Annotated in this window: 14 protein-coding genes; 2 read left to right on the top strand and 12 right to left on the bottom strand. The window is 69.3% G+C overall.

Annotation, left to right across the window (positions count from 1 at the left end):
* Window positions 1-15 precede the first annotated feature (15 nt).
* From OG978_RS30740 to OG978_RS30710, 7 genes are all read right to left on the bottom strand, one after another.
* The gene (locus tag OG978_RS30740) at window positions 16-678 is read right to left on the bottom strand and encodes a potassium-transporting ATPase subunit C (protein WP_326768306.1); all 663 of its coding nucleotides are present in this window, start codon (window positions 676-678) and stop codon (window positions 16-18) included.
* A 23-nt stretch (window positions 679-701) separates the two neighbouring features.
* Window positions 702-2,828, bottom strand: a complete 2,127-nt coding sequence (gene kdpB / locus OG978_RS30735) for a potassium-transporting ATPase subunit KdpB (RefSeq protein WP_326768305.1) — start codon at window positions 2,826-2,828, stop codon at window positions 702-704.
* On the bottom strand, window positions 2,825-4,489 hold the full coding sequence (gene kdpA / locus OG978_RS30730) for a potassium-transporting ATPase subunit KdpA (RefSeq protein ID WP_326768304.1): 1,665 nt from the start codon (window positions 4,487-4,489) through the stop codon (window positions 2,825-2,827). Before kdpA ends, kdpB begins: the two co-directional genes overlap by 4 nt.
* A 7-nt stretch (window positions 4,490-4,496) precedes the next feature.
* Window positions 4,497-4,586 (bottom strand): K(+)-transporting ATPase subunit F, encoded by a 90-nt coding sequence (gene kdpF, locus OG978_RS30725; RefSeq protein ID WP_037701211.1) that lies wholly within the window; start codon window positions 4,584-4,586, stop codon window positions 4,497-4,499.
* A gap of 381 nt (window positions 4,587-4,967) precedes the next feature.
* Entirely contained in the window at window positions 4,968-5,741 is a 774-nt protein-coding gene (locus tag OG978_RS30720; RefSeq protein ID WP_326768303.1) for a DUF3710 domain-containing protein, read from the bottom strand.
* 1 nt (window position 5,742) lies between these two features.
* Window positions 5,743-6,276: a dUTP diphosphatase gene (gene dut / locus OG978_RS30715; protein WP_326768302.1), complete on the bottom strand. Its 534-nt coding sequence runs from the start codon at window positions 6,274-6,276 to the stop codon at window positions 5,743-5,745.
* Entirely contained in the window at window positions 6,276-6,860 is a 585-nt protein-coding gene (locus OG978_RS30710) for a PaaI family thioesterase (RefSeq protein WP_326768301.1), read from the bottom strand. The genes dut and OG978_RS30710 overlap by 1 nt, the downstream gene beginning before the upstream one ends.
* A gap of 58 nt (window positions 6,861-6,918) precedes the next feature.
* Here OG978_RS30710 and OG978_RS30705 point away from each other — a divergent pair, with 58 nt between their 5' ends.
* Window positions 6,919-7,374: a DUF3093 domain-containing protein gene (locus tag OG978_RS30705; protein ID WP_326768300.1), complete on the top strand. Its 456-nt coding sequence runs from the start codon at window positions 6,919-6,921 to the stop codon at window positions 7,372-7,374.
* 207 nt (window positions 7,375-7,581) lie between these two features.
* On the opposite strand, the gene OG978_RS30700 is transcribed toward OG978_RS30705, so the two are convergent.
* The 4 genes from OG978_RS30700 to OG978_RS30685 all read right to left on the bottom strand — a co-directional run bounded on the left by OG978_RS30700 (window position 7,582) and on the right by OG978_RS30685 (window position 11,141).
* A complete protein-coding gene (locus OG978_RS30700; protein ID WP_326768299.1) occupies window positions 7,582-8,538 on the bottom strand; it encodes a hypothetical protein in 957 nt (318 codons plus the stop codon).
* Window positions 8,539-8,550: 12 nt separating this feature from the next.
* Window positions 8,551-8,847 carry a DUF4193 domain-containing protein gene (locus OG978_RS30695; protein WP_003965732.1) on the bottom strand — a complete coding sequence of 99 codons (297 nt, stop codon included), beginning with the start codon at window positions 8,845-8,847 and terminating at the stop codon, window positions 8,551-8,553.
* A 404-nt stretch (window positions 8,848-9,251) separates the two neighbouring features.
* Window positions 9,252-10,481, bottom strand: coding sequence for a sensor histidine kinase (locus OG978_RS30690; RefSeq protein ID WP_326768298.1), 1,230 nt, complete (start codon window positions 10,479-10,481; stop codon window positions 9,252-9,254).
* Between the two features lie 6 nt (window positions 10,482-10,487).
* The gene (locus OG978_RS30685) at window positions 10,488-11,141 is read right to left on the bottom strand and encodes a response regulator transcription factor (protein ID WP_072485872.1); all 654 of its coding nucleotides are present in this window, start codon (window positions 11,139-11,141) and stop codon (window positions 10,488-10,490) included.
* Window positions 11,142-11,501: 360 nt separating this feature from the next.
* On the opposite strand from OG978_RS30685, the gene OG978_RS30680 reads away from it, so the two are divergent.
* Entirely contained in the window at window positions 11,502-11,675 is a 174-nt protein-coding gene (locus OG978_RS30680) for a hypothetical protein (protein WP_266427810.1), read from the top strand.
* A gap of 82 nt (window positions 11,676-11,757) precedes the next feature.
* Here OG978_RS30680 and OG978_RS30675 read toward each other — a convergent pair whose 3' ends face one another.
* Complete coding sequence (locus OG978_RS30675) at window positions 11,758-12,576, bottom strand: inositol monophosphatase family protein (RefSeq protein WP_326768297.1); 819 nt, start codon at window positions 12,574-12,576, stop codon at window positions 11,758-11,760.
* Window positions 12,577-12,593 lie beyond the last annotated feature (17 nt).

Raw genomic sequence — 12,593 nt, 5'->3', positions numbered from 1 at the left:
CTTCTCAGGCCCCGTTCACTTCACCAACTGCTTGAGGGCGATGTTGAGCTGGAGGACGTTGACCCTCGGCTCTCCGACGAAACCGAGGATCCGGCCGTCCGTGTGCTCTTCGACGAGCTTCTCCACCTGGTCGACGGCGAGATGGTTCCGCTCGGCCACGCGGCGCACCTGGAGCTGTGCGTACTCCGGGGAGATGGCCGGGTCGAGGCCGGAGCCGGAGGAGGTGACGGCGTCGGCCGGCACGTCCGAGGGGTTGACCGGGTGGCCGGGGACGGAGTTGTCCTTGACCACGGCGGCCTTGGCGGCGGTGACCCAGTCGATGAGTTCCTTGTTGTCGCCGGAGCGGTTGGTCGCGCCGGAGAGGATCAGCTTGTACTGGGTGTTGACGCTGTTGGTGCCCAGGCCGTTGGAGGGGCGCGGCTGGAACCACTTGAGGTCCGGGGCCGCGGTCTCCTGCCCCTTCTTCAGTGGCAGGTCGTAGCGCTGGCCGATGAGTTCGGAGCCGACGACCTTGCCGTTCGCGGTGATCTCGGAGCCGTTGGCCTGGTCGGGGAAGATGCCCTGGGCGACGCCGGTGACGGCGAGCGGGTAGATGACGCCGCAGACGACGGTGAGGACGAGCAGGGCACGCAGCCCGGCCCAGAGCAACCGGGCGGTGTTTGCTACGGAGTTGTTCATGGCAGGTCAGCCGATTCCTAAATTCAGTTCAGCCCGGGGATGAGGGAGATGACCACGTCGATGATCTTGATGCCGATGAACGGGGCGACCAGGCCGCCGAGTCCGTAGATCCCGAGGTTGCGCCGGAGCATCGAGTCGGCGCTGCTGGGCCGGTAGCGCACGCCCTTCAGGGCGAGCGGCACCAGCGCGATGATGATCAGCGCGTTGAAGACGACGGCCGACAGGATCGCGGACTGGGGCGAGGACAGCTGCATGATGTTCAGCTTGTCCAGGCCGGGATAGACCACGGCGAACATCGCGGGGATGATCGCGAAGTACTTCGCGACGTCGTTGGCGATCGAGAAGGTGGTCAGGGCTCCACGGGTGATGAGGAGCTGCTTGCCGATCTCGACGATCTCGATCAGCTTGGTCGGGTTGGAGTCCAGGTCCACCATGTTCCCGGCCTCCTTGGCGGCCGAGGTGCCGGTGTTCATGGCCACCCCGACATCCGCCTGGGCGAGCGCCGGGGCGTCGTTCGTGCCGTCGCCGGTCATCGCGACGAGTTTGCCGCCTGCCTGCTCCCGCTTGATGAGGGCCATCTTGTCCTCGGGCGTGGCCTCGGCGAGGAAGTCGTCGACGCCGGCCTCCTGGGCGATGGCCTTCGCGGTCAGCGGGTTGTCGCCGGTGATCATGACCGTCTTGATGCCCATGCGGCGCAGCTCGTCGAACCGCTCCCGCATGCCCTCCTTGACGACGTCCTTGAGGTGGATGACGCCGAGGACCCGGGCGCCGTGCTCGTCCTCCAGGGCCACCAGCAGCGGTGTGCCGCCCGCCCCGGAGATCGTGTCGGTGAGCGCCTGCGCGTCCTGCGTGACGGTGCCGCCGCGCTCCTCGACCCAGGCGACGACCGAACCGGTGGCGCCCTTGCGGACCTTGCGTCCGTCCACGTCGACGCCGGACATGCGGGTCTGGGCGGTGAACGCGACCCACTCGGCCTGCCGCAGCTCGCCCTGGTGGCGCTCGCGCAGCCCGTACTTCTCCTTGGCGAGCACGACGATCGAGCGGCCCTCCGGCGTCTCGTCGGCCAGCGAGGAGAGCTGGGCCGCGTCGGCCAGTTCGGTCTCGGTCGTGCCCTTCACGGGTACGAACTCGGCGGCCTGCCGGTTGCCGAGCGTGATGGTGCCGGTCTTGTCGAGCAGCAGGGTCGACACGTCTCCGGCGGCCTCGACGGCACGCCCCGACATGGCGAGCACATTGCGCTGGACGAGGCGGTCCATGCCGGCGATGCCGATGGCGGAGAGCAGTGCGCCGATGGTCGTCGGGATCAGGCAGACCAGCAGCGCGGTCAGCACGATCATCGACTGCTTCTGCCCGGCGTAGATCGCGAAGGGCTGGAGGGTGACGACGGCGAGCAGGAAGACGATCGTGAGGGACGCGAGGAGGATGTTCAGCGCGATCTCGTTGGGTGTCTTCTGCCGGGCGGCGCCCTCGACCAGGGCGATCATCCGGTCGATGAACGTCTCGCCGGGCTTGGTGGTGATCTTGACGACGATGCGGTCGGAGAGCACCTTCGTACCCCCGGTGACGGCGCTGCGGTCACCGCCGGACTCCCGGATGACCGGGGCGGACTCGCCCGTGATCGCGGACTCGTCCACGCTCGCAACGCCCTCGACGACGTCGCCGTCGCCGGGGATGATGTCACCGGCCTCGCAGACCACCAGATCACCGACGCGCAGCTCGGTGCCCGGCACCCGCTCCTCGTTCCGGCCGATCAGCCGCCGCGCGACGGTGTCGGTCTTGGCCTTGCGCAGCGTGTCGGCCTGCGCCTTGCCGCGTCCCTCGGCGACCGCCTCGGCCAGGTTGGCGAAGATCGTGGTCAGCCACAGCCAGACCGCGATCGCCCAGCCGAACCACTCGCCCGGGTCCATGCACGCCAGCACGGTCGTGAACACCGAACCGATCAGCACGACGAACATCACCGGGGACTTGACCATCGTCCGGGGGTCGAGCTTGCGTACGGCATCGGGGAAGGACCGGATCAGCTGCGCGGGGTCGAAGAGGCCCCCGCCGACGCGCCCTTCGCTCTGGTGACCCGTGGGCGCGTCCTGGTGCGGTGCCCGGGTGGGGGTGACAGTGGACATCGAGTCCTCTTGCTCCGTACGAGTGGTCATGACGCCAGTCCTTCGGCCAGCGGCCCCAGCGCCAGGGCCGGGAAGTAGGTCAGCCCGGTGATGATCAGGATCGTGCCGACCAGCAGTCCGCTGAAGAGCGGCTTGTGCGTGCCCAGGGTTCCCACGGTCGCCGGTACGGGCCGCTGCTCGGCGAGCGAGCCGGCCAGCGCGAGGACGAACACCATCGGCAGGAACCGGCCGAGCAGCATCGCGAGACCGATCGTGGTGTTGAACCACTGCGTGTCCGCGTTGAGCCCGGCGAACGCCGAACCGTTGTTGTTCGCACCCGAGGTGTAGGCGTAGAGGATCTCGGAGAATCCGTGGGCGCCGGTGTTGGTCATCGAGTGGGGCGGGGTGGGCAGCGCCATCGCCGCGGCGGTGAAGCAGAGCACCAGCGTCGGGGTGATCAGGATGTAGCAGGCCGCGAGCTTGATCTCACGGGTGCCGATCTTCTTCCCCAGATACTCCGGAGTGCGGCCGACCATCAGCCCGGCGATGAACACCGCGATGATCGCCATGACCAGCATGCCGTAGAGGCCGGAACCGACACCTCCGGGCGCGATCTCGCCGAGCTGCATGCCCAGCATGGTGATCCCGCCACCGAAGCCCGTGTACGAGGAGTGGAAGGAGTTCACCGCACCGGTGGAGGTCAGCGTCGTGGCCACCGCGAAGATCGACGAGCCGGCGATCCCGAACCGGGTCTCCTTGCCCTCCATCGCCCCGCCCGCGATGTCGAATGCGGGGCCGTGGTGGGCGAATTCGGTCCACATCATCAGGGTGGTGAAGCCCAGCCAGATGACGCCCATCGTCGCGAGGATCGCGTAACCCTGCTTGAGCGAGCCGACCATCCGGCCGAACGTCCGCGTCAGCGCGAACGGGATGACCAGGATCAGGAAGATCTCAAGGAGGTTGGAGAGCCCGTTGGGGTTCTCGAACGGGTGGGACGAGTTGGCGTTGAAGTAGCCGCCGCCGTTCGTGCCCAGCTCCTTGATGGCCTCCTGGGAGGCCACGGCGCCGCCGTTCCACTGCTGCGAGCCGCCCATGAACTGCCCGACCTCGTGGATGCCGGCGAAGTTCTGGATCGCTCCGCAGGCCACGAGCAGCAGCGCGCCGACCACGGCGATCGGCAGCAGGATCCGTACGGTGCCGCGCACCAGGTCGGACCAGAAGTTCCCGAGCTCACCGGTGCGGGAGCGGGCGAAGCCCCGTACGAGGGCCACCGCGACGGCCATGCCGACGGCGGCCGAGACGAAGTTCTGCACCGCGAGGCCGCCGGTCTGCACGACGTGGCCCATGGCCTGTTCGCCGTAGTACGACTGCCAGTTGGTGTTGGCGACGAACGAAGCCGCCGTGTTGAACGCCTGGTCCGGATCGATCGAGACGAAGCCGAGCGAACCGGGCAGCGCGCCCTGGAGCCGCTGCAGCAGGTAGAGGAAGAGGACGCTCACCGCGGAGAAGGCGAGCACCCCACGCAGATACGCGGGCCAGCGCATCTGCGTGTTCGGATCGGCGCCGACGGCCTTGTACATCCACTTCTCGACGCGAAGGTGCTTCGTCGAGGAGTAGACACCGGCCATGTAGTCGCCGAGCGGACGGTACGCCAGCCCCAGCGCCACAACGAGCGCGAGAACCTGGAGCACACCAGCGAGGACGGGGCTCATATCGCGCTCAGAACCTCTCCGGGTACAGAAGGGCGAGGACGAGATAGCCCAGCAGGGCGACGGCCACGATCAGGCCGACGATGTTCTCGGCAGTCACAGCTTCGCCACCCCCTTGGCAACGAGAGCCACCAGCGCGAACACCGCGATCGTGGTGACGACGAAGGCCACATCGGCCATCGTGTGCTCCTAGATGAGGTACGGATTCTCGGACCTCTTGAGCAAACCTCTCGCCAGGACCGTCCTGGCCTGCGTTGATGGCTTCCTTACGGGGAACGGCGGGCCCTTGACGGCGCACATACGTGCCCTATACGCGCCCCATACGCGCGCCTTTTGCACGCTGTCCGGAACCCGCCTTGCGCATGACCCGGAACCCGTCCCGGAACCCTCTCCGGACGCAGAACGGCCGGTGGGCCGTACCCCCTCGGAAGGGGATACGGCCCACCGGCCGAAGCTGCGCCGGGCGACAGCCCGTGCCCGCTCAGCGCACCTCGGTGATCTCGGGTCCACGCTGGAGCTGGCCCATGCCGCCGGAGAACTTCGAGCTCTCCTGGCTCTCCTGCTGGACACCCTCGGGCACCATCTGGGCATCGTTGGGCAGCTTGAGGACGATCGGGTCGCGCGGGGCCATCGGGCCCTCGCCACGGACGACCACGGTGTCCCGGAAGATCGTCTCCAGCAGCCCGGCGGCCTCCGGCTGCACGGCGCCCTGGCCGGAGATCACTCCGCGCAGGAACCAGCGCGGCCCGTCGACGCCGACGAAGCGCACCAACTGCACGCCGTTCGTCCCGTCCGGGAGCTGTACGGGGACCTGGGCACGCAGCTCCCAGCCCAGCGGGCCCTCGACCTCGTCGATGATCCCGCCCTGCTGGGTGATGCCGGAGGCGATCTCCTCGCGGACCTCGCCCCAGATGCCCTCCTTCTTGGGCGCGGCGAAGGCCTGCAGCTGGATGGCGCTGTCGCGCAGCACCACGGTCGCGGCGACGATGGCGTCACCGGCCACCTCGACGCGCAGCTCCATGCCCTCGACGCCGGGCACGAAGACGCCGCCCAGGTCGACCCGGCCCTCGCCGGGCTGGGAGACCTCGGAGATGTCCCACGGTCCGTCCGGCCGCGGCGCCGGCGGGAGGTTCACCCGACGCGAGCCGCTGTCGGCACCGTCGGTGTCATCGAGCTCGTCGACGACCTGCTCGGCCTCGCGCGCTTCGTCCGCCACGTCCTCGGCGGAACCACTCTTCTTGCGACGTCCGAACACGTCACTGTCCTTCCCGGTCGGGTACGACCGAAGCGTAGCTGTTCCCGCCCTGGGTAATCCCGCCCCTGACGCCATCAACATCACCGGAAGCATGCCCTCCGGTGGATCCGAAGCCTCCCTCGCCGCGGGCCGAGCCGGGCAGCTCCGCCACCTCGTGGAAGCGCACCTTCTCGACCTGCTGCACGACCAGTTGGGCAATCCGGTCGAACCGCTCGAACCGCACGGGCTCGCGCGGGTCGAGATTGATGACGATCACCTTGATCTCTCCACGGTACCCGGCATCCACCGTCCCCGGGGCATTCACGAGGGCGACTCCGCAGCGTGCGGCGAGACCGGAGCGCGGGTGCACGAACGCGGCGTATCCGTCGGGCAGCGCGATCGACACCCCGGTGGGCAGCACCGCCCGCTCGCCCGGGGCGAGTTCGGCGGCCTCGGTGGTCACCAGATCGGCCCCGGCGTCGCCCGGGTGACCGTAGGCCGGAATCGGCACGTCCGGGTCGACCCGGCGGATCAGTACGTCCACGGGCCGGCGCATCAGGGGTTCACCTCGAAGGCACGGGCACGCCTGACCTGGTCCGGGTCGGCCATCGCCGCCTGGATCTCGGCCGGGCGGCCGTTCTCGATGAAGTGGTCGACCTTGACCTCGATGAAGAGGGCCTCGGCACGGACCGCCACGGGCCCGTCCGGGCCGCCGATCCGGCCGGTCGCCCGGGAGTAGATCTTCCGGCCGTGCACCGCGGTGATCTCGGCGTCGAGGTACAGCACGGTGTCCACCGGCACCGGACGCACGAAGTCGGTCTCCAGCCGTCCGGTCACGGCGATCACCCGCAGGAGCCAGTTCAGCGAGCCGAGCGTCTCGTCCAGCGCGGTGGTCAGGATGCCGCCGTGCGCCAGACCCGGGGCGCCCTGGTGGGCGGCCTTCACGGTGAACTCGGCGGTGACACCGACACCGTCACCGGCCCGCGCCTGGAGGTGCAGCCCGTGCTGCTGTCCTCCGCCGCAACCGAAACAGTGTTCGTAGTGCGCACCGAGAAGTTCGCCGGGGGCCGGGGCGTCGGGGTGCCGGACCGGTTTCACCGCGTCGGCCGGGGGGTTCAGAGCCGCAGATGTTCCACTCACAGGCGCAGACCTTACCCGCGCGGCTACCCGCGGGTCGCACCGTGCCAAGCTTGGGTTCATGCAGCCTTCCACCCCGCCTTTCGACGAACGACTCACCGCACCCCGTTCGTGGTGGCTCATCGCCCTCCTCGTCGGCATCGCCTGCGCGCTGATGCTGCTGCCGCTCGGCGGCCTGCCCCTGCTGGCCGGCCTGGTGGGCGGCACGGCCCTGTCGGCGGTCGCGGTGAGCTCCTACGGCTCGGCCAGGATCCGGGTCGTGGCCGGCGCCCTGGTCGCCGGCGACGCGCGGATCCCGGTGACGGCGCTCGGCGAGGCCGAGGTGCTGGACGGGGAGGAGGCGCGCGCGTGGCGCTCGTACAAGGCGGACACCCGGGCGTTCATGCTGCTGCGCAGCTACATCCCGACGGCGGTCCGGGTGGAGGTCACCGACCCGCAGGACCCGACCCCGTACGTCTATCTGTCGACGCGCGAGCCGCAGGCCCTGGTAGCGGCGCTCACGGCCGTACGGGCCTGAGAGGCGCCAGGGTCTTTCGTTTGGATCAGGCCGGATCAGGGAGCGTGGTCTGGTGCGTGCGATCGCAAGGCGGAGGAGGGAGTCAGATGGGGTCTCCCCTGCTCGAGCGGAGCCGAGAGCTTGGGGAAGGAGCCCTGGCGACTGACGACAACGCGGCGAGCGTGCGTGCCGGACCCCGCGAGCCCGGCCTGATCCAAACGAGAGGCCCTAGGCCTCCAACTCGCCCGGCAGGTGCTTGCGGGGGCCCACCTGTCGCTCCAGTGGAGGCAGCTCGGGGAGCCGGTCCCAGGGGATCTGGCGCTTGCGCAGGTCCTTCCTGATCCGTTCGGCGAGCTTTCTGGTGTCGCGCCGGTTCATCATCGCGCCGACGGCGGCGCCGATCATGAACGGGACCAGATTCGGCAGATCGCGCACCATGCGCTTCATGATCTGCTGGCGCAGCTCGCGCTTCATCTGGCCGCCCAGTGCCGCGTTCACCGTCGTGGGGTGGGCGACATCGATTCCGCGCTCCTCCGTCCAGGACGTGAGGTAGGCGGTGGAACGCTGGCCGAGCCCGCCCGGCGGACGCAGCCCGTAGACCTCGTGCAGCTCGGCGACGAGCTTCATCTCGATCGCGGCCACGCCGGTGATCTCCGCCGCCAGCTCGGCGAGCATGGCGGGCGGTACGGGCATCATCGCCGCCGCGCCGATTCCGGCGCCGACGGTGGCGGTGCCCTTGCTCGCGCCTGCGATGAGCTTGTCGGCGAGCTCCTCCGGGCCGAGCCCGGGGAACTGCTTGCGCAGGGTGGCGAGATCGCGCACAGGGACGCGGGGAGCGTTCTCGATGATCAGGTCGGCGATATGACCGATCGCTGCCCTGGCGCTCTCCCCGCCCTTGCGTACGCCCCGTTTCACTGAACTCAGACGGCCTGCCCCGGTCACGGGCTCCGTCCTGTCGACCTGTCCGGCCCCATCGGCCGTGTCGACTCCTTCAACTGCCGCGACGACTGCTTCGAGCGAGGCCGGCAGGCCCCGCTCGTCGTCCCGCTCGCCCGGGGAGGGTGGCAGGGCGGACCGCTCGGCAGGCGCTGTCACGCCTTCTGCCGGGCCTGTGCCGCCCTGATACGCCTCCGACGACCTCTTGCGCCGCAAGCGCCGCTTCCGGAACGGTGTATCGCCTGCCACGGTCGGTGCGACCTAGTCGCAGTCGCGGCAGATCGGCTGGCCGTTCTTCTCGCGTGCCAGCTGGCTCCTGTGGTGCACGAGAAAGCAGCTCATGCACGTGAACTCGTCGGCCTGCTTGGGCAGGACCCTGACGGCCAGCTCTTCGTTGGACAGGTCTGCGCCGGGCAGCTCCAGTCCTTCGGCCGCGTCGAATTCGTCGACGTCGACGGCGGACGCCGTCTTGTCGCTCCGGCGAGCCTTGAGTTCTTCGAGGCTGTCCTGGTCGACGTCGTCATCGGTCTTGCGTGGGGTGTCGTAATCCGTTGCCATGTCGCTCTCCCCCTCTGGGTGTCTGCGGTGTCTCAGCGCACGTAACGCGTGAGAGGCCGGACTTGTGCCCGACCCGAGGCGGAGATTTTGCCTCACATCAAGGTCTGTTACTCAATCGACACCCAAAAGGGCCGCTCGAGAGTGGCCGGCTTGGGTGGCGATGGGGACCGTACACGGTCCCGGTGTCGCGCTTCACGGGCGCCACCCCGTGTACTTCCCGTGATATCGGGCCCCGAAAACCCCGACTTTTGCGGGTTTTCCGGTGGGGCCCCTGATCACGGAGCGTTGACGGTCAGAAATTCGCTCCTGTGATCGATCACACACGGACGATCCGGGAGCAGGTCCCGAAAATTCCGCTCAAAGCGAACAAATTAATTCGTGCGCGGATCGCTCCGTCCGGCCTCTCAGACCGGCAGTGAGACACGCATCACAAGACCACCGCCCTCACGGGGTTCCGCGATGATACGGCCGCCGTGAGCGCGCGCCACGGACCGCGCGATCGACAGGCCGAGGCCGACCCCCCTGTCGCTGCCCGTTCGCTCCGTACGCAGCCGTCTGAAGGGCTCGAAGAGGTTGTCGATCTCGTACGCGGGCACCACAGGGCCGGTGTTCGAGACCACCAGCAGGGCCTGGCCGCCCCGCAGCTCGGTGGTGACCTCCACCCAGCCCTCCTCGGGAACGTTGTAGCGCACGGCGTTCTGTACGAGGTTCAGCGCGATCCGCTCCAGCAGGACCCCGTTGCCCTGGACCACGGCGGGGGCCCTCTCGCCGCGGATCTCCACACCGCGCTCCTCCGCCTCGCCGCGCGTCTGGTCGATCGCGCGCGAGGCCACCTCCTCGAGGTCGACCGGCTTGCGCTCGACGATCTGGTTGTCGCTGCGGGCCAGCAGCAGCAGGCCCTCGACCAGCTGCTCGCTGCGCTCGTTGGTGGCCAGCAGGGTCTTGCCGAGCTGCTTCAGCTCCGGCGGCGCCTGCGGGTCGGACAGATGGACCTCCAGCAGCGTGCGGTTGATCGCCAGCGGCGTGCGCAGCTCGTGCGACGCGTTGCCGACGAACCGCTGCTGGGCGGTGAAGGCCCGCTCCAGTCGGTCGAGCATCTCGTCGAAGGTGTCGGCGAGCTCCTTCAGCTCGTCGTCCGGGCCGTCCAGCTCGATCCGGCGGGACAGGTCGGTCCCGGCCACCCGGCGGGCGGTGCGGGTGATCCGGCCCAGCGGCGAGAGCACGCGCCCGGCCATCGCGTAGCCGAAGGCGAAGGCGATGACGCTCAGACCCACCAGGGCCAGCAGCGACCGGTTGAGAAGCGTGTCGAGCGCCTGCTGCCGCTGGTGGTTGACGCAGGAGTTCATCGCCGCGTTGAAGGACTCCGGGGATGCCTTCTCGGGCAGGTTGCAGACATCACTGGTGACCTGTCCGTTGACGATCCTGAACGGCAGCTCGCTGCCCACGTGCAGGGCCTGCGCGGCCAGCATGTAGATGATCGACAGCAGCAGGATGCCGGCGATCAGGAACATGCCGCCGTAGAGCAGCGTGAGCCGTATCCGGATGGTCGGGCGCAGCCAGTAGGGGGGCTCCTGCTGTTTGGGCTCCCAGGTGGGCTTCGGAGGCGCCGCCGGCGGCGCGGGGACGGTGGGCATCGGCCGTCAGATCCGGTAGCCGGAACCGGGCACGGTGACGATCACCGGCGGCTCGCCGAGTTTCCGGCGCAGCGTCATGACGGTCACCCGGACGACATTGGTGAACGGGTCGGTGTTCTCGTCCCAGGCCTTCTCCAGCAGCTGCTCGGCCGAGACGACCGCGCCCTCGCTGCGCATCAGCACCTCCAGCACGGCGAACTCCTTCGGCGCGAGCTGGACCTCCGTCTCGCCCCGGAAGACCTCGCGCCGGTTCGGGTCGAGCTTGATGCCGGCCCGCTCCAGGACGGGCGGCAGGGCCACCGTCGTACGCCGGCCGAGCGCCCGCACCCGCGCGGTGAGCTCGCTGAAGGCGAACGGCTTGGGCAGATAGTCGTCGGCGCCCAGCTCCAGGCCCTCGACGCGGTCGCTGACGTCCCCGGACGCGGTGAGCATGAGCACCCGGGTGGGCATGCCCAGCTCGACGATCCGCCGGCAGACGTCGTCGCCGTGGACCAGGGGGAGGTCCCGGTCCAGCACCACGACGTCGTAGTCATTGACCTCGATGCGCTCCAGGGCCGCCGCACCGTCATACACAACATCGACGGCCATGGCCTCCCGGCGCAATCCGGTGGCCACCGCATCGGCGAGCAGCTGCTCGTCCTCCACGACGAGTACGCGCACGGCGCTGTCCTTCCTTAGAAACTTCAGAACGTATCGAAGTGCCCACGGTCCGTGATCCGGACATCCGTCGGCACTGGTCTGTGCGGCTCCATCCTGCCCGCAACGCGCATAAACCGGCGGTAAGACGACGCTCTCCGACCTGGGGCTCGGTGGAATTCACCGGATTTTCGGGACAGTTGAGGTTTCCCTCCTCCCCGGCCGGGGGAGGACGAATTCACACCCGCGATCACGCCTTGAGTCTGGCGTGCCACAGGCCACTCCGTCCCCGGAGAGCGCGTGATCACCCGCCCTACCGCCTCCGTGCGGAGGGAAACCCCGGGCACAGCCCCGTGCCACCGGCCCACGATGAGGGGGCGCATTATGGACGCTTTCACCGCAGGTCTGCTGCAGCGGATCAAGACCACCGAGTACGACCTCACGAGAGCTCGGGAAACGGGCGACGACTTCCTCGCGGATGTCGAGCAGAGCGAGCTGGAAGACCTTCACCGCCTCGCCGCCGAGCACGGCGTCGAAATCGGCGCCACCAGCGTCTGAGCACGTCGGCGAGAAGGGCCCCCGATGCCGTGACCGGCGTCGGGGGCCCTTCTCGCGTGCCGGGCGGACCCGGTCGGCCGTTCTAGTCGTGCCAGGCGCCGAGCTCCTCCAGGAGGGCCTGCAGCGGCTCGAAGACGCCCGGTGTCGCAGCGACCGTCAGGTCACCGTCGGCGGGCCGCCCGGGACGCCCGCCGGTGTGCGCGCCCGCCTCACGGGCGATGAGGTCGCCGGCCGCCAGGTCCCAGGGGTGGAGCCCGCGCTCGTAGTAGCCGTCGAGGCGGCCCGCGGCCACATCGCAGAGGTCCACGGCGGCGGAGCCGCTGCGCCGGATGTCACGGAGCCGCGGGATCAGCTTCTGGGCCACGTCCGCCTGGTGCGTACGGACCTCGCTGACGTAGTTGAAACCGGTCGAGACGAGCGCCTGGTCGAGCGGCGGCGCGGTCCGGCAGCGCAGCGCGGCGCCGTCGCCGAACGTGCCGCCCCGGGCGTACGCCCCGCCGCCGAGCACCGCCCGGTAGGTCTCGCCGCGCATCGGGGCCTCCACCACGCCCACGACCCGCACACCGTCCCGTTCGGCGGCGATGGAGACGGCCCAGGTGGGCAGTCCGTACAGGTAGTTCACGGTGCCGTCGAGCGGGTCGATGACCCAGCGGACACCGCTGCTGCCCTCGGCGCTGGCCCCCTCCTCGCCGAGGAAGCCGTCCTGCGGGCGGCGTTCGCTCAGGAAGCCGGTGATCAGCTTCTCGGCGGCGATGTCCATCTCGGTGACGACATCGATCGGGCTGGACTTGGTCGCCGCCACTCCCAGATCGGCCGGACGGCCGTCGCGGAGCAGCGCGCCCGCGCGTGAGGCGGCCTCCAGGGCGAGGTCGAGCAGTTCGGACAGGTTCGGGTCGGTCACGGCTCTCCAGGGGTCTG

The organism is Streptomyces sp. NBC_01591 (genome assembly GCF_035918155.1).
Lineage (GTDB): Bacteria > Actinomycetota > Actinomycetes > Streptomycetales > Streptomycetaceae > Streptomyces.
This window is presented reverse-complemented; position numbering and strand designations above follow the sequence as displayed.